The following is a 20,402-nucleotide window of genomic DNA, read 5'->3' as shown; positions in this document are numbered from 1 at the left end:
TAATGTATGAATAAGCCGTGCTTTAGCGCGGCTTGTTTGTTTATACTATTTTGTTTTGTTTCGCGAAAAAGGCGGCATTTATATAGCAATGGCGATACCTCGTGATTTTATCAATGAGCTTGTAGCTCGCACCGATATTGTCGATCTTATCGATGCTAAGGTCCCCCTTAAAAAGGCGGGCAAAAATCATTCTGCCTGTTGCCCTTTCCATAGCGAAAAATCGCCCTCGTTTACCGTAAGTCGAGATAAACAGTTTTACCATTGCTTCGGCTGTGGCGCCCATGGCAATGCTATCGATTTCGTCATGGAATATGACCGACTCGATTTTGTTGATGCCATTGAAGAACTCGCCGGTCAGCTTGGCCTTGAAGTACCACGCGAACAAGGTACAGGTAAGCGCCGAGACGAAGGCTTAAGCCGTGATCTCTATCAATTGATGGAAGAAGCAAGCCTGTTCTATCAAAGCCAACTACGACAGCATACAGACAAACAAAAAGTCCTCGATTATTTAAGTCATCGTGGACTATCAGATGAAGTGATTAAGCACTTCAATATTGGTTTTGCTCCCGATGGTTGGGATGGACTACTAAGTCGTTATCGCCAAAACCAAGATTCACAAGACAAGCTGCTCACGGCAGGCATGGTGATCGAAAATGACTCAGGCAAACGCTACGACCGTTTTCGTGACCGACTCATGTTCCCTATCCGTGACAGACGTGGCCGAGTTATCGGTTTTGGTGGACGCGTTCTCGGGGACGGCACGCCAAAATACTTGAATTCGCCAGAAACGCCCATATTTCATAAAGGCTATGAACTTTATGGTTTGTATGAGCTAAAACAGCGTCACCGGGACCCTAATCAGATATTAATTGTCGAAGGGTATATGGACGTGGTCGCTTTGGCCCAGTTTGATGTGGATTACGCCGTTGCTTCATTAGGCACATCGACCACCGCCGATCAATTCCAGCTATTATTACGTAGCGCTAAAGAAGTGATCTGTTGCTATGACGGTGACAAAGCGGGAACCGAAGCCGCATGGCGCGCACTAGAAACCGCCCTGCCACTGTTAAAACCCGGCGATCAGGTTAAGTTTATTTTCTTACCTGAAGGCGAAGATCCTGATTCATTGATCAGGCAAATTGGTAAGCCAGCTTTTGAAACATTAATTAGCCAGGCCAAACTGTTACCTGAATTTTTATTCGATACTTTAGCCAGTCGATATGGTGCCGATAAAGGCACATTAGCTAAACAAGCCATGGCATTGATCGAAAAAGTACAAGATACCGTTCTTCAAAGTTTATTGCTGGATAATCTGGCTTATAAATTGGGAATGAACAGTGCAGAAGAACTGCAGCGAAAACTCGGCTTTAAAGCTAAAAAACAGAGTCAACCGCTACAGAATAAAGCGCTGAAAGGACGTGGAACCCCATTGCGATTAGCCATCGCTCTGTTGGTTCAACATCCACACTTAGGTTTTGAATTACCTGAGCAACCTGCGCTAAAACATATCAAGATGGCAGGCATAGATTTGCTGACCCTCTTATTAGATAGAACTCGAGCGAGCAAGCAAAACAGCGCACAACTACTTGAACAGTTCAGAGGTGACGAACAGATAAACACCCTGAAAAAACTAACCCAATGGGAACATCAAGTGGCGGATGAAAATTTGCAGCAAGAGTTCAAAAAAGCCCTGATTTGGTTGAACAACCAATATATTGAGCAACGATATCAGGAGCTGAGCTTAAAACAGCAGCATACTAAAGAAGAAAGAATGCAGCTGAAAAAGCTCATCGCTGTGATGCAAGGCCAAACTTAAAGAGTGAAATTTGTCTCAATAAGTAATGACTTGGACTAGCACAGCCATACACACACGGCTATAATTGACGATTTGCGCGGCACTCGGTGTCCGTCGTTTAACAGTTACCCAACTTGGATGATATCTATGGAGCATACTCCGCAGTCGCAACTTAAATTGTTGCTTGCCAAAGGTAAAGAGCAAGGTTATTTAACCTATGCAGAAGTGAACGATCACTTACCTGCAGATATGGTCGATTCTGACCAAATCGAAGATATTATCCAGATGATTAATGACATGGGTATTCGCGTCTACGAGCAGGCGCCGGATGCCGATGAGATCATGATGTCTGAAGACAGCACCGATGAGGATGCTGCAGAAGAAGCTGCCGCTGCACTAGCAACGGTAGAAGCTGAGCTTGGACGAACCACTGACCCTGTACGTATGTATATGCGTGAAATGGGTACGGTTGAACTTCTGACCCGTGAAGGCGAGATTGTTATCGCTAAACGTATCGAAGAAGGGATTAATACAGTTCAAGCCTCAGTAGCCGAATATCCACAAGCGATCGCCATGATCCTTGAGCAATACGACCGCTACGAAGCAGAAGAAGTCAGACTATCAGACATTATCTCTGGATTTGTTGATCCTAACGCCGAAGACGTTGCCCCAACAGCAACTCATATTGGCTCTGAATTATCAGATGACGACCTCGACGATGAAGATGACGAGGACGAAGATGATGACGAAGAGGAAGAAGATGATACGCCTAAAGGTCCAGACCCAGAAGAAGCGCGTGAGCGTTTCACTCAACTGCGTGATGCCCACGAGCGTACGCTAAAAATCATCGCAGACAAGGGCCGTTCACATCCTCAAGCAACGGCTTCACTGTTTGAAATCGGTGAGATTTTTAAAGAGTTCCGTCTGGTACCAAAACAGTTCGATCGCCTTGTGAAAAACATGCGTGAAATGATGGATAAAGTGCGTGTACAAGAGCGCCTCATCATGAAGCTTTGTGTTGAACAAGCTAAGATGCCAAAGAAAAACTTCGTTAAGGTTTACACCTCAAACGAAAGCAGCATCGAATGGTTTAACGAAGAACTTGCAGCTAAGAAACCTTATGCTGAAGGCCTTGAGATGGTTGCGGATGACGTACAACGTTGTCGTGCCAAGCTTGATGCTATCGAAAATGAAACCGGTTTAGCCATTGCCGCGATCAAAGATATCAACCGTCGTATGTCTATCGGTGAAGCTAAGGCTCGCCGTGCCAAGAAAGAGATGGTTGAAGCCAACTTACGTCTGGTTATCTCGATTGCTAAAAAGTACACCAACCGTGGCTTACAGTTCCTGGATCTGATCCAAGAAGGTAACATCGGTCTGATGAAAGCGGTAGATAAGTTCGAATATCGTCGTGGTTATAAGTTCTCGACTTATGCAACTTGGTGGATCCGTCAGGCGATCACTCGCTCGATCGCAGACCAAGCCAGAACTATCCGTATTCCGGTGCACATGATCGAAACCATCAACAAGCTCAACCGTATCTCTCGTCAAATGCTACAAGAGATGGGACGCGAGCCTTCACCAGAAGAGCTAGCTGAGCGCATGTTGATGCCAGAAGATAAGATCCGTAAGGTACTTAAGATCGCTAAAGAGCCTATCTCAATGGAAACCCCTATCGGCGATGATGAAGATTCGCATTTAGGTGATTTTATCGAGGATACCACCCTCGAATTACCATTAGATTCGGCCACTGGCGAAAGCTTAAAGAACGCAACACACGAAGTACTTGCAGGCCTAACTGCCCGTGAAGCAAAAGTACTGCGTATGCGTTTTGGTATCGACATGAATACTGACCATACCCTCGAAGAAGTGGGCAAACAGTTTGACGTAACCCGCGAGCGTATTCGTCAGATTGAAGCTAAAGCGCTGCGTAAACTGCGTCACCCTTCTCGCTCTGAGATCTTAAAGTCGTTCCTCGATGAGTAACACTTGTAAGTAATCTATTCAAAGCCCAGCTCACGCTGGGCTTTTTTGTTTTCAATCACAGCAAAATTCAGATTGATTAACAGATAACCAATTGAATTAAAACTGAGGCTTTGCGCAATATTCTGGGGTGACAAGCACAAACAAACCTCGTATACTCTTTTGCGCTTTCGATAGTGACGACTATCAAAAGTCGGCCCCTTAGCTCAGTTGGTTAGAGCACACGACTCATAATCGTTAGGTCCACAGTTCAAGTCTGTGAGGGGCCACCAATTCAGATAAGGCGTAGTAGGTTAATACCTACTACGCCTTTTTCGTTTTATGAGATACCGGGTGCTCTAATGGGAGCTGTAGTGCTCAAAGTCGCATTAAAAAACATCGTATCCCTCCATCTATAAATCTTTCATCGACTGAATTAGTCCTCAAAATAAGCACTTAATTACTTGAGCACTACAACTTGGGCAAGTTGACCTTTCAAGTTTGCTTTTTCAGCGGTTTGTTGGGTATTGATAAAATACATCACTTTTGATGTGTGGTTATTCCAAATGACAACAGTGCTAACGCACTAAAATGACAACAAACGCTGCCTAATAGGTTCGGTTAAAAGTATTTTACTCTTTATTATGAGCTGAGTTGCTTAGATGACTAGGCATCACACCTCATGCCACAATTAAAACACTTTGGCCGCGAACAAAAACTAAACAGCAAAGATCAACACGCCCGGATAGGAATATTTTAGATAAATACGAACTCAAGCATTCCCTAACCTAACACTGATAACCCTATCATCAACGTCGAAAAACTTTTGGCTAAATAAAATTTTCATCAATACATAAATCAACATCACTGTATTAATTGCACTGAAAATGACCTTTTTCTTGGCAGTTCGGTGCAATTAATACTCACTCTTGTCGAATAAAAAACGCTTATTTTCCCGACAATCCCAGCCCCAAACGCACATATATTGTCTATAAACTCGACAAACAAAATTATTTCAACTGTAAACAAAAAGTAACACAAAACTATGGAATGACCTTAGATCAGCAAGTTAAATGTACGCATCAAATAACACATAGGACATTTACCCTAGCATGTACGCCATCAGTCCTATTTTAGTATTTTTTTAACAGCCCTAGACTCGATTCAACAGGTTATCAGTTTGTTAACAACCTCTAGAGTTAGAGCAAATTCAAACCGTCCAACTTGTATTAAGCTCTATTCGATTATCGATATTGTTGTGACAGAAATGGGAAGGTTCTACAGGCAGGCTCCCATTACTAGGATTAAAAAAGCGCGACTTTTAATCAGTTCAGCAATATCAGGATACGGCATCTGAATAAATCGAGTAGCACAATAATAAAATATGTGGGAGAGGAAGTAATGTTCCAAAAAAAATTAACAGTTTTAGCCATGATGGCTCTTGCAGGCACAGCATTAACTGGTTGTGAACTTATTGGTGATGCTAAATTCACTGGTGGTGGAACCCTGAACTCTGCCGGCGGTGCAGACAAAGCAGTACTGACTTTTAAAGCAGAAAAATGTGACGGGGAAGTCTCTGGTCAAATGAACTTTCACGACAAAAGCGCTATCGACTTTGAAGATATCGGCGGCGTGAAATTAAAAGCCGAAATCACTAACGTTGGATTCTGTGCAATGACAATGAATGCCGATATGGATCCAGCAGACGAGTGTAGCTGCGAGAACCAATACGAAGCGCATTTCACTTACTCTTCAACTAACCCTGCTGCTCCAGGTGAAGGTACAGGTAAAGCTTGTTTCTTTGATACCGGCGAAGGTAAAGGTAACTTCCATGGCGCTATCACATTATTAGCGTTGAGCACCGGTCCTTACCAAACTTACATAAATGGAGGCACTGTGAGCGGCAATATCCAAGAACATGCTTGCCCAGGTAAAGCAGAAACCTCAACTAGCACAGAAGAATAAGGAGCAGTCAAATGTTAAAGAAATCATTAATATCGCTAATGATCACGGGCGCATTTGCAGCTCACGCAGAAGCTAAAGATATTCGCCTAGTATTTGAATACAACAATGGCAACAAGCAAGCATTAATGAATGAAGTCAAAAATGCTGGTGGTAACATCAAAGTTGAGCTCGACCAAGACAACGCTTTTGCAGCCGTTGTAAGCTATGAAGGCTTTGCCCAAATTAAAAATAGCAAAGTGGTAAAATCGATTGAAATTGATGCGCCACGTAAAGCAGTTCCTTTAGATGTTAAGTACAGTGGTTTTAGCGATTACACCCCTTATGGCCTACCAATGGTACAAGCAGATCAGCTTGAGTTCATGGGCGGCAAAAAAGTATGTATCATGGATACCGGTTACTATCTAGGTCACCCAGATTTACCTCAAGGTGATGTAGATGGTACTGACGAAGGAGCTGGCTCTTGGTATCAAGACGGCAATGGCCATGGAACTCACGTAGCCGGTACTATCGCCGCGGTCGATGGTAATGGTGGCGTTGCTGGTGTACTTGGGTCAAATGAGGCGTCACTTTACATCGTGCGCGTATTTAACGATGAAGGTGGTTGGTCATACGCTTCGGATATTGCTGGTGCAGCTTATGCTTGTGCCGATGGTGGTGCCGATGTGATCAACATGAGTCTAGGTAGCGCATTTGAAACCAAAGTTGAACAACGTGCATTCGACCGAATTGAGCGCATGGGCATTCTATCTATTGCCGCTGCAGGTAATGATGAAGCAGCAACTCATAACTATCCAGCTTCTTATGACTCAGTGATGTCAGTTGCTGCGGTTGATGACGCGGAAGAGTGGGCTTATTTCTCTCAACGCACAGCTAAGGTTGAACTTGCAGCACCGGGGGTAGATGTTGCCTCAACCTATATAAAAGTTGGCATTTATGATGAAGATGAAAATCTCATCGGTGAAGAAGCTGGTCCAGGACATGTTTTTATGTCAGGTACCTCAATGGCTTCACCACATGTAGCGGGTGTAGCTGCGCTGGTATGGAGCCACTTCCCACAGTGTAACAACTTCGAGATCCGTAATGCGCTTACCGCTTCGGCGAAAGACTTAGGTGAGCCAGGCCGTGATTACAAATATGGTTATGGTTTAGTACAAGCGAAAGCGGCTTACGATTACCTAATGACCAACACTTGTAATGGTAAAGGCGTTAAATAACTTTTCTCCTTTAGCTTACTAACAAAAAAAGGAGCCATTTGGCTCCTTTTTTATTTATTGATTCTAAATTTAAATACTTACAGTTTTATACTTTATAGCCGCTTGAGTGCGGTTCTCAACACCAAGTTGTTTATAAATCGCTGATGCATGAATACGTACCGTCTTCTCTGATATTTTCAAGTCTCTCGCGATTAACTTATTACTCAGGCCATTTGATAACAACGCCAGTACTTTTTTCTGACTCGGTGTAAGGTTCATCTTAGCAATATCACTTTCAATGGAAGAAGTATTATCTTCCACCTCTTGAAACTCTTCAGTGATCATATTACACACTGACTCAATGAGCGTAGTTTCACACTCACTCTTAGAAACAAACTCACTAGCGCCTGCATCTAAACAACTTTGGCGAGTGGAAAAGTCATCGTGGCCACTGACCACTAGGATCGGAACGGAAGGATATGTCTCACTGATATAGCGAATACCTTGCAGCCCTTCAGAGCCAGGCATGGATAAATCCACAATCACTAGATCTAAACTCTGCTCGGCGCGTTGAACGATACGAAACAACTCTTGATAATTGCGAGCTTCTTCTAGGGTAATGGATTTAATTGTTTTTTTGAGTTTTTCTTTAATAGCGTAAACAAATAACGGGTGATCATCAGCTAAAGCAATATGTATCTGAGTCAATTTTTAATACCTTGTTTTAACAAATTAAACAGCTTAAGTAGCTTCAAGGGTTTAGGTAGAAAATACACTCTACTTTGCCCATCGATGCGACTCCTAGCCGCTAAATGACCTGAGATGTATATAACAAGCCCCTTATCTTGCATTCGCTTCCGATAAAGAGGCAAAGCTTCAATACCATCGATGTCATCTTCTAAATCTATATCAGACAAAATCGCGGCATAATCTTGTGATTTAGCCAGTTCAAATGCTTTTATACTGGCAAAACTGTCAACCTGATATCCATGATTATTCAGTTTCTGCTCAAGCCATAATCTTTGCTGTGGATCGTCTTCGATCAACGCAATGATATGAGCTTTATGCAGTGCATTAGATTCGCATAATTTTTGTTCACGTGGAAGTTTGAGAATAAAGCAGGCGCCTTGATGATGTTCATCTAACTTTACACTTATACTAAGTAGTTGAGCTATCTTAGAAACGACAAATAAACCAAGGCCACTACCCGAGTATTGGTCCGTGCCACGCCAAAAAGGAACTGGCCAAGTTTGCTTTATTTCTGCAGGTAAACCGGTACCATTATCTCTGACTTTAATAATGCAATCTGAGTTTTGAGCACTAGCCGCTAACACAATTTCACTGCCTGACGGTAAATTTTTAATCGCATTATCGATGAGATTATGCAAAATGCGCGCGAGTAAATGAGGGTCAGTTTTAACAAACAGCTGTGGCTCACACGTCAGTTCAAACTGTATCTCTTTTGCCTGGCAAGCCGGTGAAAATTGCCGCTGAATGCTATTCAATAATGGGGCTAGCTCCACAACAACCATCACCGGAGAAATAGCCCCTGCATCCATCTTAGACAATTGGGTGATATTTTCGGTTAAATCAGACAGGGTTTCAGTCACATTGTCTAAAGCCTGATACTCGAACTCCTGCTTGTCTTTCAGACTGGCAAGGTTAAGCCGCAATAAGCCCACTAAATTCTTCAAATCGTGACTAGCACCAATAATAAAACTGGCTTTATCCCTTTGTAATTTCAACGCTTCTTTTTGTTTTAATTTCAATTCTTCGGTGCGCTGTTTTACCTGAGACTCCAATTCTTTAGTGTAATTATCCTGCAGCAGCTTTTGCGCCTCAAGCAACACCACTCGCTCTTTTTGTGCCTGCCAACGCAGATGAAAAATCCAGTTGATAATCAACAGCCCAATAACCACATACAGTACTAAAGCAAAATTTTGCTTCCATATTGGTGGGCTAATTTTAAAGGGGACACTCAAGGTATTAGTAAAACTGCCATTATACAGTTTGCCGCGGATCTCAAGGTGATAATCACCTGACGCCAAATAGGACAAACTTAAAAGCGTATCGTCTAACGGCCGCCAGGATGTCTCACTATTGGCAAATCGATACTGAAAATCAGTATGGGCATTCAGCGGTAATGGCCCTACAGCAAACCTAAAATTCAGCTGATCAGGTGCAATAAAATTATGCCTAGTGTAATTCATCGGTATAGGTTCACCATCAACCCAAGCCCCTAACCAACTTAATTTAGCCTGCTCTTTAATGGCGATAGCCTTGTGAAAAATGGTCATGCCTCGTAACCCTACTGCCACCGCTTTGTTATTGAAGCTGGTACAAGCAAACTGGACATTCTCTCTGTGACTTAATCCATCATTGATGGTGAGGATTTGTTGCAAATTAAGCTGTTCATCGTAAATCACCACGCCATTATTGGTCGTCACTAACCAGCCATTATTCTCAGCGTAAGGCGTCATACACAAAATGGTAGCATTTAATAAACGGCTGTTACTTTCCAGTGGCGTAGCTTGCCAGCCCTCGGGAGTATTGTTGAGCCTCCAGATACCGTCACCAACCGTCATCGCAATCAGTTCATTAGCAGTCTGCTTTAAGTCCGCCAACATGACATCTTGCATCAATGACTGCCAGTTTTCAGGTGGCTGCATTTTATCGGTCCATGGTGCTACCATGAGTCCATCTTCCAAGGTGGCAATCAGCAACTGCTGATGCTGGTACTCGATATCGTAGGCAATGTCAGTATTTAATCCAACCCGCCAGCGGATGTTATATTTACCATCCGAAGGCGTTATCAGTATCAGCTCACTGGTAAACAACAATAATCGCTCGCCCGTGGCTAACTCCAATACATCGGTAAGAATATTAGTATTGCCCAATAATTCTGGAACCATTTGTTCCAACGGCAGCCAACCTTGAGCAGTCAATAACAATGAACCTGAACGAAACGAACTCAGATATCTATGTTCACCGGCCTCGATAAAAGTAAACGGCTCAAAATCTTTTGGATAAGCAAGCCGCTTTAATACCTCCAAACGGCCTAAATCCTCTTTTAAAAGAATTAGTTCTCTAGTGCCAGTAACCGCCAGTGCTTCTCCCTCTTCGGTGTTAAATGTCGATACGCCAACTAACTCTTGATCAAAAATTTCATCGGTATCGACTGCACCAGATAAGTGGCTAAAGTTAGATGACAGAAAATACAACCCTCCCATGGTACCAACAAAAATATCTTGCTCGGCTGTCACCAGTAGTACATGGTGAAAAGGCCGCTCTGAAAACACCCTCCACTGATGACCTGTCTGCAATAAGCTGACATGACTTAATTGGGCGTCGAGAATAAACAGCCCCAAGTTACTCACCAAATACATGGTGCCTTGCTGAAAAAGCAAACTACCTACCGTTGCATCGTTACCTTCACCATCGCTAAATTGCAGTTTCTGACAACGGTCTGCTGCATCGCATCGATGCACGACCCCCTCGGTTGTCACTAGCCATAAATCGCCGCGTTCGTCGAGAGTAAAATTAATCACCTCATCTGATAATACTGGCGAAATCTGTCGTGCAGTTAACGTCAATGTTTGCGGATCTAGTAATGAAAACCCAGTATCATGCTGAAGAATTAAGCTACCATCGACTAAAACCAGTGACTTAATATCAGGTGTGGTGACAGGCACCTTAGTGATGGCAAAACTATGGATATTGATGGTGTAGAGTTCTGTCCCGAGCAAGAATCCAACATGCTGCTCATCCCAACGAAAAAGCTGATCAAAAGCGCCTTTGCCGGCAAAATGCTGAGCGTGTTGAACAATTTGATAATTATGTGTATCTATCCTATCTATACCACCATTAGATGCGACCCACATGCCTCCTGCAGCATCAGAATAAATATCATTGATAAAGCTATTAGATAAGCCCGAATGAGCTTGGCCACTGTTAAATACTTTGATTTTATTAGCATCGAATAAGTTAACTCCATCTTGGGTCGCTACCCATAACCGCTGATATTCATCTCTGGCGAGATCTTCTACTGCGTTTTCAGACAGGCCATTGCGTACATCTGTAGACAGAGCTGTCATACGATGAAAATAATCAGGTTTGATTACTTGTGGGGATGATGCCTGCACCAGTATCGGATAAAAGCAGCAACACAGTAAGATAGCTGACAGCAACAAAGGCCGCTTGGCATGATGCAGAGGACTGATAAAGATAAGATGGAACACTACTGAATCAACTCGCCGTGATGGATATTACATCACAGTCTAACAAACTAGCTGCTGCAACAAACATTTTTTTAACAAGTGCATCTTTAGCTATGATTTACAGATTAATTGATACCTATGCGACTGTTTTAAGACCGATAAGAAAAAGCCCGCAATAAACGGGCTGTTGTCGATATGATAGGGTTATTAGATACCCAATTTATCCCGTAAGCTGTAATACCAAGCCCCTATCGCTGAGAATGGTACTTGCAGCATATGTCCACCAGGGAAAGGGTAATGTGGCAGGCTAGCAAAAGCATCGAAACGTTTGGCTTGTCCATTAATGGTCTCTGCGAGAATTTGCCCCGCCAAGTGAGTATAAGTAACACCGTGACCACTACAACCTTGTGAATAGTATATATTACTGCCAATACGCCCAACCTGTGGCAAGCGCGACAAAGTCAGTAGAAAATTACCTGTCCAAGTAAAATCAATTTTCACATCTTTAAGTTGTGGGAACGTCTCCAACATCTTAGGACGAATAATCGCTTCGATATCGGCAGGATCGCGCGCACCATAAACGACACCACCACCGTAAATAAGGCGCTTATCACCTGAGAGGCGGAAGTAATCCAATAGGTAATTACAATCCTCAACACAGTAATCTTGTGGCAAAAGTGATTGCGCCAGCGCTTCATCCAGTGGCTCAGTGGTGATCACCTGGGTACCACAAGGCATTGACTTTGCCTGTAGCTCAGGCATTAGCCCGTTGAGATAAGCATTACCGGCAACGATAACAAACTTACACTTTACCGAACCTTCAGCGGTATGAACCACAGGGCTTTCACCTTGGTCGACTTTAATCACCGCAGAATCTTCAAAGATCTGTCCACCTAAAGACTCCACCGCATCGGCTTCACCTAAAGCAAGGTTCAATGGGTGAATATGACCACCGCTCTTATCGAGTAAACCACCAATATAGCGTTCACTGTCAACCACTCCACGAATGCCTGAAGCATCGAGCAATTCAAGATGACCTAGATGCCCATGCTTCTCCCACAGGGCTTTTTGTGACTCAAGATGGCCCATTTGCTTATTATTTAGCGCAGCGAATACACCGCCGTCTTTAAGGTCACATTGGATATTATATTTAGCCACCAAATGCTTGATGATACGGCCTCCCTCAAAAGCCATTTCACCAAACAATTTCCCCTGCTCAACACCCACGGTTTTTTCTATGGTGTCGATATCACGACTAAAGCTATTTACGATTTGCCCACCATTACGACCTGAAGCTCCAAAACCGACTCGAGCGGCCTCGAGCACGGTAACCTTAAATCCCGCTTCAAGAAGATGAATTGCCGACGATAAACCTGTGTATCCAGCACCAATGATACAAACATCGGTTTCAATATTATCGGCCAATTTTGCCCGTAACTGCTTGTTGTTAGCAGACGCGGCGTAATAGGAGTTAGCGTGCGGTGTACAGTTCATATCAACCACCTAAATCTTTATTTTTGTTATGCTGGATTCGACAGATTGCAGCAGTTATTACTGCAATCTGTCAGAGTTGTTTATAGACAATATCGGCCGTTATTCACTTGCCACTCTACTGCGCTTGTCGGCACGTCTTGCGAAATACCACGAGATGAAAGCAATGAGCGATACCATCAAGATGATCAGCGTTGCCAAGGCATTAATCTTAGGTGAAACCCCCATTCTCACAGAGGAGAACACCACCATAGGCAAGGTTGTTGCACCAGGGCCCGATGCAAAGCTGGCAATCACTAAATCATCCAGCGATAAACTAAATGACAATAACCAGCCAGCAATGAGTGCAGGAGAGATCATCGGCACAGTGATCGCAAAGAAGGTTTTTAGCGGTGTCGCCCCTAAATCTTGGGCCGCTTCTTCTATCGACATATCCAGTTCGCGCAACCGTGACGACACCACTACGGCTACATAGGCTGCACAGAAAGTCGAGTGTGCAATCCACACCGTTAGTAAGCCTCGCTCTGCAGGCCAACCGAGCAGATCTGCCATGTGAACAAACAGCAACAACAATGACAAACCTGTGATCACTTCAGGCATAACCAGAGGTGCAGTGATCATATTCGACAAGGTCATCTTGCCCCAAGAGCGAGCAAATCGCGTCATTACGAAAGCGGCCATAGTGCCGAGAATAACCGCCATACTGGAGGAGAAAAATGCCACCTTTAAGCTGGTCCATACCGCATCTAAAATCTGTTCATCTCTAAACAGCTCGCCATACCATTTGGTTGAAAAGCCTCCCCAAACTGTCACTAGCTTTGACTCGTTGAAGGAGTAGAACACCAAAATAAACATTGGCGCGTACAGAAAGAACATCCCAGCCCAAAGCATAATGGTAGAAAAACTAAATTTTCTTAGTCTGTTACTCATACCGTTTTCTCCATACTTCTCGACTGGTAACGATGGAATAGCGTAATAGGAACAATCAACAGTGCCAGCATCACAATGGCAAGCGCCGAGGCCACAGGCCAATCACGGTTATTAAAGAACTCTTGCCATAGCACCTTACCTATCATCAAGGAATCGGGGCCGCCCAATAGCTCAGGAATAACAAACTCACCCACAACAGGAATAAAGACCAACATCGACCCGGCGATAATTCCACCTTTTGACAAAGGTAGCGTCACTTTCCAGAAGGTATTTAAACTACGCGAACCTAAGTCGGCAGCGGCCTCAAGCAGGCTGCCATCAAGCTGAGATAAGTTGGCGTACAGAGGCAAAATCATAAAGGGAAGATAGGTATAAATAATACCGATATACACCGCAAAGTTGGTGTTGAGCATCTGAATAGGTTCAGAGATAACACCTAACCACATCAATACATTATTAATCACGCCATTGTTGCTCAAAATCCCCATCCAAGCATATACACGGATAAGAAATGAGGTCCAAGAAGGCAACATAACCAACAAGATCAACACGGTTTGATGTTGCTTTGGTGCTCGTGCAATAGCATAAGCCATTGGATAACCAATCAACAAACAGCCTAAGGTGGTAAAACACGCCATCTTAAGCGAGCCAAGGTAAGCATTAACATACAAGGAGTCCTCAAACACCAAGATGTAATTGCCCAGATTAAGCATGATCTGCAATGACTCATCCGCATATTGATATAGAGCTTCATAGGGCGGAATAGCAATCGCTGGAACCGATAAACTGAGCTTGAGTACGATGGCAAACGGCAACGCAAAAAACATCAACAACCACAGGTAAGGTACGCCTATGGTCCAGCATTGCCCTTTGGGCAACCTGAATTTTAATGGCTTTTTCTTCATGCTAGCCCCACTCATGATCTCAATACCACACCACTATCGGCTTCCCAACTAACATACACTTGCTCTTCCCAGGTAGGCGCATCTGAGCGGCGATCGCTGTTAGTCATCATTGATTGCACTAATTGCTTGTTACTCAGGCGAATATAGTAAACAGAGATGCCGCCTAAATATGCGATATCTTCTACCTGTCCCTGACACCAGTTGTAATTTTCTGCGGGTTGCTCACGACTAACATGGGTCTTTTCAGGACGTACGGCTAACCAGACTTTAGTGCTGTCTACACTGGTTGAAACACCATAACCCACATAGAAACGTTGAGGAATATTAGGAGACTGAATCACTAAGTGATCCACTTCATCTTCGACAATATCGCCTTCAAACAGGTTCACGCTGCCAATAAACTCTGCCACCATTCGGTTAACCGGGCTTTCATAGATATCTATTGGCGAGCCAGTTTGTACAATCCAACCATCACTCATGATGGCGATGCGTTCGGCCATGGTCATGGCTTCTTCTTGATCATGGGTCACCATGACACAGGTCACGCCAACCGACTCAAGAATATCAACCACTTCTAATTGCATTTGGGTACGTAATTTTTTATCCAATGCGCCCATTGGCTCATCAAGCAGCAACAGTTTGGGACGCTTAGCCAGTGATCGAGCAAGCGCCACACGTTGGCGTTGGCCACCCGATAATTGATTGGGTTTACGCTTAGCGTAGGCTTCCATATGAACCAGCTTGAGCATCTCCTGCACACGCTGCTCAATTTCGGCTTTGGCCATCTTGTCTTGCTTAAGACCAAAAGCGATATTTTGTGCCACTGTCATGTGGGGAAACAGTGCATAGGATTGGAACATCATATTGATAGGACGCTCATAGGGTGGCATATCTGTGATATCCACACCATCTAAGTAGATACGTCCCTCAGAAGGCTTTTCAAAACCAGCTAACATACGCAACAGGGTCGACTTACCTGAGCCAGAACCACCGAGTAACGCAAAAATTTCCCCGCGATTAATGTTCAAAGATACATCATCCACGGCGCGTACATCATCAAATAGCTTGCTGACTCTTTCTATCTTCAGCAACACTTCTCCTTGCGTCTTTGTTGTCGGTTTATTGTTGACGCCCGAATTGTTAGCCATATAACTTCTCCACAAAAAATGCCGTGTCGGCACCTACTGCAATATTTCAAATAAAAGAGGGTGAAAAGGGCAAGTTGCCTTGCCCTTTTATTGGGTGAATTACATACCCGATTTGACTTTAGTCCATACGCGTGTCAATGCGCGTTGTGCTTTCATTGGACGCACATCGGCTACATAAAGACGCGCTAACACTTCTGGTGTTGGATAAATAGATGGATCGTTTAGGATCTCTTTATCAACAAACTCTTGTGCTGGTACGTTAGGATTAGCGTAGGCTACATAGTTAGTGATAGGTGCAATAACATCTGGACGAAGCAAATAGTTAATGAACGCATGAGCGTTCTTAGTGTTCTTCGCATCGGCAGGGATAGCTAGCATATCGAACCACAAGTTAGCGCCTTCTTTTGGAATGCTATAAGCGATCTCTTGGCCGTTTTCAGCTTCTTCAGCACGCGCCGCAGCTTGGAAAACATCACCTGAATAACCAAATGCTACACAGATATCACCGTTAGCTAAGTCAGAGATGTACTTAGATGAATGGAAATACGTGATGTAAGGGCGTACTTTCTCCATGACTTCACCAGCTTTAGCAAAATCATCGCTACTGGTACTGTTGGGATCAAGTCCTAAATAAACCAATGCCATAGGTAGCATTTCATCGGCAGAATCAAGGAACGACATGCCACACTTGCTCACCTTTTCAGCATACTTAGGGTTAAACAGTAACTCTAAAGAATCCACTGGTGCATCTTCACCGAGCACTTCTTTCACTTTAGCAACGTTATAACCAATACCTGTGGTACCCCATAAATAAGGTACTGCATGTTCATTGTTTGGGTCTGCCGCCTCAAGTTGATGCATCAACTTAGGGTTAAGATTTTTATAGTTAGTTAACTGACTACGATCTAATTTTTGGAATGCACCCGCTTTAATTTGCTTAGCAAGGAAGTTGTTTGAAGGAACGACGATGTCATATCCTGAACGACCCGATAACAACTTAGCTTCAACAACTTCATTGCTGTCAAACACATCGTAAATAACACGAATGCCGGTCTCTTTTTGGAAGTTTTCCAAGGTGTCTTCGGCAATATAATCAGACCAGTTATATACGTGAACAACCTCTTCGGCGCTGGTAACTGAGCTGGCAAAAAGCCCTGTCGTTACTAAAGCTAAAGTTGTCATTTTCTTTAAAAGCTTCATGCTATCTCCTTTTTAGCTAGCCAGTACTGTATCTACAGACTGTCATTGCATGTGCCGTCGTTGCGGCTTTCATTTTTATGGTTATCCAATGCTACAGCTAGTAAAACGCATCGGCAGATTGCTTAACATTTCACTATCCAAACTGCGCTCGATATCAAATTGATAAACAGCACAGTCGAATCTTTTAATGACCAGATTTCAACTACTTCATTCCAAACTGGCGGTTCAAATCATTCATCCCACTACGGGAGGCGATAATCTACAACCGAGTAATTTTATGTTCAATATAAAGATCAGCGATAGTGAAATTTTTCCCTCGCCATGCTTAAAACAGTGCTCAAATGGACGCAAAAAAAATACGCCCCAAATTGATTCAACCCATTTCAGCTTGCACTAATTTAGTGCATCAATAAAATTACACAGTTAACAACAAAAACTCTCGTTCCCAAGAACTAATCACGCGACGATAGTTTTCTAGGTCAGCTTGCTTCACCGCAATATAACCATCGGTAAAGGTCTCGCCTAAATACTCACGTACCGCAGAACTTTCAGACATAACAGCCAAAGCTTCTTCCAGGGTCAATGGTAAGCTATTGCCTTGACGATTTTCATTGGCTCGGCCTTGTACTGGAGTCGATGGCTTCACATCTTCAACCATGCCCATGTATCCGCACAGTAACGTCGCAGCGATAGCCAAGTAACTATTGGCATCTGCACCAGCGATACGGTTTTCAATACGGCGGTTTTGAGGTGATGACTCAGGAATGCGTAATCCACAGGTACGGTTCTCATCACCCCACTCCAAGTTAACCGGTGCAGACGTGCCGGGCAGGAAGCGTCTGAAAGAGTTAACGTTCGGCGCCATCAAAGGCAATAACTCTGGAATATACTTTTGTAAGCCACCGATATAACTCAAGAATCTAGCACTCTTTGTGCCATCTTCATTAGTAAATACGTTTTTACCGGTTTTAACATCGACTACGCTCTGGTGAATATGCATCGCACTACCTGGCTCATCAGTCACAGGTTTAGCCATGAAGGTGGCGCAGACATTATGTTTCAGCGCGGCCTCACGAAGGGTACGTTTAAACACAAACACCTGATCTGCAAGCGATAACGCATCACCATGACTGAAGTTAATCTCCATCTGGGCGGTGCCCTCTTCATGGATCAAGGTGTCGATATCCAAACCTTGCGCTTCACACCAGTCATACATATCTTCAAATAGCGGATCATATTCGTTAGCTGCATCGATAGAAAATGACTGACGTCCCGACTCTCGACGACCACTACGACCAACCGGAGGGCTTAAAGGAATATCCGGGTCTTCGTTCATCTTAGTCAGATAAAACTCCATCTCAGGTGCAACCACAGGCTTCCAGCCTTTATCTTCATACAATTTCAATACTTTCTTAAGTAAGTTACGTGGCGATAATTCGATCGGGTTGCCCATTTTATCGTAGGTGTCGTGGATCACTTGCGCAGTAGCTTCGACACACCAAGGCAGCATGTAAACTGCGTTCTCATCAGGAACACAAACAAAATCGATATCCGCCTTATCGAGTAATTCGTCATAAACATCACCATCGACATAATCACCTGTCACAGTTTGCAACAACACACTCTCAGGTAAACGCATGCCTTTTTCATCGATAAACTTGTCTACTGGCGCAATTTTACCCCGAGCAATCCCTGTCATATCGCTGATAACACACTCTACTTCGGTGATCTTATTCTCTTTCAAATAACTGATTAGCTTCTTCATTTGGATTATCTCGTTCTTTGGGCTGCGCGTTGTTGGCAGGCTTGATTAAATGCGGCGAAAATCGAGCGATAAAATGGCTGGTCTAGCACTTTCCACTCTGGGTGAAACTGCACTCCTACGGCGAAACTTTTCGCATCAATCACCGAAAAGGCTTCGACTAAACCATCAGGTGCACAGGCTTCCACTTTGAGTCCGCTACCAAGACGGTCAACACCTTGAGTATGGACAGAATTGACTTCGGCTAATGTGCTTCCCCATGCCTGATATAACACACCATCGGGTTCAATTTGCAGTTCATGAGCAAGACCGTACTGAACTTCAACTCCAGTTTCAGGATCTTCGCGGTGTTCAATATAACCGCCCACTTCATGCAATTTCTGATGCAGACTGCCGCCATATACGACATTCATCTCTTGGAATCCGCGACAGATAGCTAACACAGGAATACCCGCATCTATCGCGGCTTTTAACAGAGGTAAAGTGGTGGCGTCACGTTTAGGATCATGGTGAGTGCCTTCGGCACTGGGTTCACCTTGATAATGATGAGGTTCGATATTGGATGGCGATCCGGTAAACAAAATACCATCCAGTCGAGCAAGAATCGCCTCTGGAGGACATTGACCCAATGAGGGGATCACCAGCGGCCAAGCCTCCGTAGCATCAACGATGCTCATGAGGTACTTCTCACCGACAATATTAAAAGGATGTAAACCTAATTGTTGATTACACGCTGTGACGCCGATAACAGCCAGTCCTTGTGCGGACATATTTCACCTATACAGTCTTGATGTTCTTATATCGTTATTAATGATGAACACTGACTAACTTAATGTTCATTTTTTCACACACTACACTGAAAAATATCACTAGGCAATAGGTCTTAATAAACAAAATAGTAACAAGCCTACTTCTGAGCATAAAAGTCAATTAAAACAATGAGCAAATAATGAATAGCATTTATTATCACTCAGCTACTTAGCGCAAGTTTTAAAAATAATTGTGAACTAGAGAGGTCAATAACAGCGGAGGCTTTTTGGCGTATAAAGCGGCTTTATGGGTAAAATTATTTACACTTAAATAATATATGTATCAAAAATCAAACCTGATGATTTATCGAAAAAAAGCAAGTAAATCCAATCACTAGGCGCACTATTGCACCTAGAAAACGAAAGGAAGATAACCAATTAGAAATTAGCTGGAGTGGTCGCGCTAACGATGCGGCAAGGGGTGTCATAAGGATTACGAAAACGGTGTGGCAACTCGCTGTTGAAGTAATAACTATCGCCTTCACCCAACACAAAAACTTCATCACCAACGGTAATTTCTATTTTACCTTCGATGACCATTGCCGCTTCTTCACCTTCATGTTGCAGCATCTCTTCACCGGTATCAGCACCAGGAGGATAGACTTCATTCATTACCGACATCGAACGATTAGGATAATCACGGCCTATCAATTTATATTCAAGATTACCGTCACCAATATCTAACAGTTCCCCGGCTCGATAAACCACCTTCTGTTCAGATGGTAAACTTTCTTCTATAGAGAAAAAGTCTACCAAAGACATAGGTAATCCAGACAAGACTTTTTTCAATGAGCTCACTGAGGGACTGACACTGTTTTTCTCTATCATAGAGATAGTACTGTTAGTCACACCCGCTCGTTTGGCCAACTCTCGTTGTGATAAGCCTTTCATTTTACGAACAGCTTTGAGATTCGCGCCTATATCCAAAAAACGTCTCCTATCAACGAATTGAAGATGAAATAATTCCCATACTAGTTTGTCTCAAACAAAAAAGCATGTTAAATATAATCAACAAGCGTGAATTA

14 protein-coding genes and 1 tRNA gene are annotated in these 20,402 nt (G+C 43.5%); 5 read left to right on the top strand and 10 right to left on the bottom strand.

Annotated features, from left to right (window positions below; genetic code table 11):
* Nucleotides 1-88 precede the first annotated feature (88 nt).
* From dnaG to L1D21_RS02785, 5 genes are all read left to right on the top strand, one after another.
* Nucleotides 89-1,816, top strand: a complete 1,728-nt coding sequence (dnaG, locus tag L1D21_RS02805) for a DNA primase (RefSeq protein WP_239843707.1) — start codon at nucleotides 89-91, stop codon at nucleotides 1,814-1,816.
* A gap of 126 nt (nucleotides 1,817-1,942) precedes the next feature.
* Nucleotides 1,943-3,781: an RNA polymerase sigma factor RpoD gene (gene rpoD / locus L1D21_RS02800; protein WP_239843706.1), complete on the top strand. Its 1,839-nt coding sequence runs from the start codon at nucleotides 1,943-1,945 to the stop codon at nucleotides 3,779-3,781.
* 192 nt (nucleotides 3,782-3,973) lie between these two features.
* Nucleotides 3,974-4,050, top strand: a tRNA-Ile gene (locus L1D21_RS02795).
* A gap of 1,108 nt (nucleotides 4,051-5,158) precedes the next feature.
* A complete protein-coding gene (locus L1D21_RS02790; RefSeq protein WP_239843705.1) occupies nucleotides 5,159-5,722 on the top strand; it encodes a hypothetical protein in 564 nt (187 codons plus the stop codon).
* An 11-nt stretch (nucleotides 5,723-5,733) separates the two neighbouring features.
* Complete coding sequence (locus L1D21_RS02785) at nucleotides 5,734-6,936, top strand: S8 family peptidase (protein WP_239843704.1); 1,203 nt, start codon at nucleotides 5,734-5,736, stop codon at nucleotides 6,934-6,936.
* Between the two features lie 69 nt (nucleotides 6,937-7,005).
* On the opposite strand, the gene L1D21_RS02780 is transcribed toward L1D21_RS02785, so the two are convergent.
* The 10 genes from L1D21_RS02780 to L1D21_RS02735 all read right to left on the bottom strand — a co-directional run bounded on the left by L1D21_RS02780 (nucleotide 7,006) and on the right by L1D21_RS02735 (nucleotide 20,304).
* The gene (locus tag L1D21_RS02780) at nucleotides 7,006-7,623 is read right to left on the bottom strand and encodes a response regulator transcription factor (protein ID WP_239843703.1); all 618 of its coding nucleotides are present in this window, start codon (nucleotides 7,621-7,623) and stop codon (nucleotides 7,006-7,008) included.
* A complete protein-coding gene (locus L1D21_RS02775) occupies nucleotides 7,620-11,153 on the bottom strand; it encodes an ATP-binding protein (protein WP_239843702.1) in 3,534 nt (1,177 codons plus the stop codon). Before L1D21_RS02775 ends, L1D21_RS02780 begins: the two co-directional genes overlap by 4 nt.
* Nucleotides 11,154-11,339: 186 nt before the next feature.
* Nucleotides 11,340-12,626, bottom strand: coding sequence for an FAD-binding oxidoreductase (locus L1D21_RS02770; protein ID WP_239843701.1), 1,287 nt, complete (start codon nucleotides 12,624-12,626; stop codon nucleotides 11,340-11,342).
* A 99-nt stretch (nucleotides 12,627-12,725) separates the two neighbouring features.
* Nucleotides 12,726-13,553 (bottom strand): ABC transporter permease subunit, encoded by an 828-nt coding sequence (locus L1D21_RS02765; protein ID WP_239843700.1) that lies wholly within the window; start codon nucleotides 13,551-13,553, stop codon nucleotides 12,726-12,728.
* Nucleotides 13,550-14,458 carry an ABC transporter permease subunit gene (locus tag L1D21_RS02760; protein ID WP_239843699.1) on the bottom strand — a complete coding sequence of 303 codons (909 nt, stop codon included), beginning with the start codon at nucleotides 14,456-14,458 and terminating at the stop codon, nucleotides 13,550-13,552. The genes L1D21_RS02765 and L1D21_RS02760 overlap by 4 nt, the downstream gene beginning before the upstream one ends.
* A gap of 11 nt (nucleotides 14,459-14,469) precedes the next feature.
* Entirely contained in the window at nucleotides 14,470-15,606 is a 1,137-nt protein-coding gene (potA, locus tag L1D21_RS02755) for a polyamine ABC transporter ATP-binding protein (protein WP_239843698.1), read from the bottom strand.
* A gap of 99 nt (nucleotides 15,607-15,705) precedes the next feature.
* Nucleotides 15,706-16,806, bottom strand: coding sequence for a polyamine ABC transporter substrate-binding protein (locus L1D21_RS02750; RefSeq protein ID WP_275658881.1), 1,101 nt, complete (start codon nucleotides 16,804-16,806; stop codon nucleotides 15,706-15,708).
* 415 nt (nucleotides 16,807-17,221) lie between these two features.
* On the bottom strand, nucleotides 17,222-18,571 hold the full coding sequence (locus L1D21_RS02745; protein WP_239843697.1) for a glutamine synthetase family protein: 1,350 nt from the start codon (nucleotides 18,569-18,571) through the stop codon (nucleotides 17,222-17,224).
* Between the two features lie 5 nt (nucleotides 18,572-18,576).
* Nucleotides 18,577-19,338, bottom strand: a complete 762-nt coding sequence (locus tag L1D21_RS02740; protein ID WP_239843696.1) for a gamma-glutamyl-gamma-aminobutyrate hydrolase family protein — start codon at nucleotides 19,336-19,338, stop codon at nucleotides 18,577-18,579.
* A 417-nt stretch (nucleotides 19,339-19,755) separates the two neighbouring features.
* A complete protein-coding gene (locus L1D21_RS02735) occupies nucleotides 19,756-20,304 on the bottom strand; it encodes a cupin domain-containing protein (protein ID WP_239843695.1) in 549 nt (182 codons plus the stop codon).
* Between the last annotated feature and the right edge of the window lie 98 nt (nucleotides 20,305-20,402).

The organism is Shewanella sp. Isolate11 (genome assembly GCF_022398315.1).
Classification (GTDB): Bacteria; Pseudomonadota; Gammaproteobacteria; order Enterobacterales; family Shewanellaceae; genus Shewanella.
The sequence above is the reverse complement of the archived record's forward strand: the minus strand, read 5'-3'. Positions and strand labels throughout refer to the sequence as shown.